Annotated in this window: 2 protein-coding genes and 1 pseudogene; all 3 read right to left on the bottom strand. The window is 44.4% G+C overall.

Annotated elements, in window-relative coordinates; all coding sequences use genetic code 11:
• Window positions 1-298: 298 nt before the first annotated feature.
• Window positions 299-1174 (bottom strand): tyrosine-type recombinase/integrase, encoded by an 876-nt coding sequence (locus HMPREF9473_RS25750; protein WP_006783158.1) that lies wholly within the window; start codon window positions 1172-1174, stop codon window positions 299-301.
• Between the two features lie 217 nt (window positions 1175-1391).
• Window positions 1392-1586, bottom strand: a complete 195-nt coding sequence (locus HMPREF9473_RS25755; protein ID WP_006779534.1) for a helix-turn-helix domain-containing protein — start codon at window positions 1584-1586, stop codon at window positions 1392-1394.
• 34 nt (window positions 1587-1620) lie between these two features.
• A pseudogene (locus HMPREF9473_RS25760) lies at window positions 1621-1924 on the bottom strand (hypothetical protein); the annotation flags it as partial.

Below are 1924 nucleotides of genomic sequence, written 5' to 3' on the forward strand. Positions count from 1 at the left end.
TGTCAACTAAATAATACTCATTCTGTTTAGAATATTAATTGGGGGAAAATAAAATTGAGGATAAAAAAAGAATTTTGGGCATCACAAACAGGCGATTTTGGCCTATGATATCCAATCACCGATTTTCCTGCCCGTCACACCACATTTCTGCGAATTTTCGTTTGATTTTGAAATATTTTCCATTTCAAACCTTGCAATTTTTACGAAAGTGGGTATAATAGACTATATCGTGAGGGAAGAATCCCTCATCTATTTGATATTGATACCGCATAATGCTAATTATGGGGTATTTTTTATGTCATACGGTGCTGGCCAGGACCATCCGCATCCGCGACATCTGCCGCCTGGGCTGTTCTTCCGTGCTCATGGTATAAATCCGGGTGGTGCTGATATTTGAATGTCCCAGCAAATCCATCAGACGGACTACATCTTTTTCAATACTGTAAAAAACCCTTGCAAACAAATGCCTGAAATTATGAGGAAATACCTTCGCTGTATCCACCCCAGCTTCCCTTCCCAGCTGTTTCATCCGTTTACTGATGTTGCTTCTGTCCATCATTTTTCCGTTTCTGGTAATAAAAATACTTCCTGTCCTGATTTCCGCCCTACGACAGTATTTCTTCAACACTTTCACCAGTTCTACCGGAAGCAGTGCAATTCTTGACTTCCCCTTGCTGTAAATATCCGCCCGGCCAGTTTCCAGGGATTCTACGGTGATAAACCGCAGTTCACTGATTCGAATTCCGGTACTTCCGATGGTCTGAAGCAGCATACTCATCCGGGTATCGCCCTTTCGCTCAGCCGTATGTACCAGCCGTTCGTAATCCTTCTCCGTCAACTCCTTCTCTTTCTCACTGAACTGGACACGCTGGATTCTAAACAGCTTCACCTTACATTCCCCCCATCCCAGATAATCAAAAAAACTGTTGATGGCCGCCAGCATGGAATTGACGCTGGTAGTTTTATAGTGTTCATTGAGGTATTGCTTATACGCCAGTACCTGCTCTTTCTGAAACGCCGCTTCCCCGGATAGGTATAAATACTCCCTGAATTTTCTCACATCCCGAAGATATTTCTCAACCGTAGCCCGGCTCCGTTCCTCTTCTCTTAAATATTGCTCATACGCAGTCAGTACTTCATCTGTTATATCGTTCACATTTTTGCGTTCTTCCATATTAAAAAAAATCCCCCTTTGCTTAATATTGATTTACCTATATCTTATACAATTCCTGTGAATATTTCAAGCAAACCAAGATAGATTTCTACAAAATAAAAGAACGCAGAATTAGTGGAAACTAACGAAATCCCGCGTTCTTTATTTACTTAATAAAATTCTCAGCAATCTATCATCGCTTACTGCTATTACTTTCCAAAGACTCTTTCATCAAATATTATCCCTTGATTCCCAGCGTTTCAGCAATGCGTTCTTTGGTGCGCTCGCACTGGTTGCGGCCGTAAATGATGTCGCTGACGGTGGAGTTGGCGATGCCGAGGCGTCTGGCTAACTCCTGCTGGGGGATGTCCTGCTCTACCATTGCGATTTTCATTTTCTTTCCGAAGGGGGTGCATGGGATTCTGGTTGCCATATTGGTTGTCTCCTTTCTGATAGTCCCGTTGTGGTTAGTGTACGGATATGGTGAAGGTTGGGGTAACAGTGAACGTCTCATTGTTTGACCAGCCCTGGACGGTGGCGCCATACAGTTTCATCTCCAGCACGGCACTGGCCGCCAGGGTATTGTCACCGGCTGTGGTGCTTACTTTGTAGGGGGTGTTTCCATAATTGGCATCCGGGTCGAACCATTTTGTCTTGTCTCCGGCCGCGCTGGTTGGGACAGCTTCGGTTGACTTTCTCACTGCAAACATCACTTTCTTATCGTTTCCGGTTCCCGTCAGTTTTGTGGCATCGTTGGTGAAGCCGCCTGCG

This window comes from Hungatella hathewayi WAL-18680 (assembly GCF_000235505.1).
Classification (GTDB): domain Bacteria; phylum Bacillota; class Clostridia; order Lachnospirales; family Lachnospiraceae; genus Hungatella_A; species Hungatella_A hathewayi_A.

Coding starts and splice junctions, on each gene's coding strand:
- HMPREF9473_RS25750 (WP_006783158.1), bottom strand. CDS start 1,174: ATGGAAGAACGCAAAAATGTGAACGATATAACAGATGAAGTACTGACT.
- HMPREF9473_RS25755 (WP_006779534.1), bottom strand. CDS start 1,586: ATGGCAACCAGAATCCCATGCACCCCCTTCGGAAAGAAAATGAAAATC.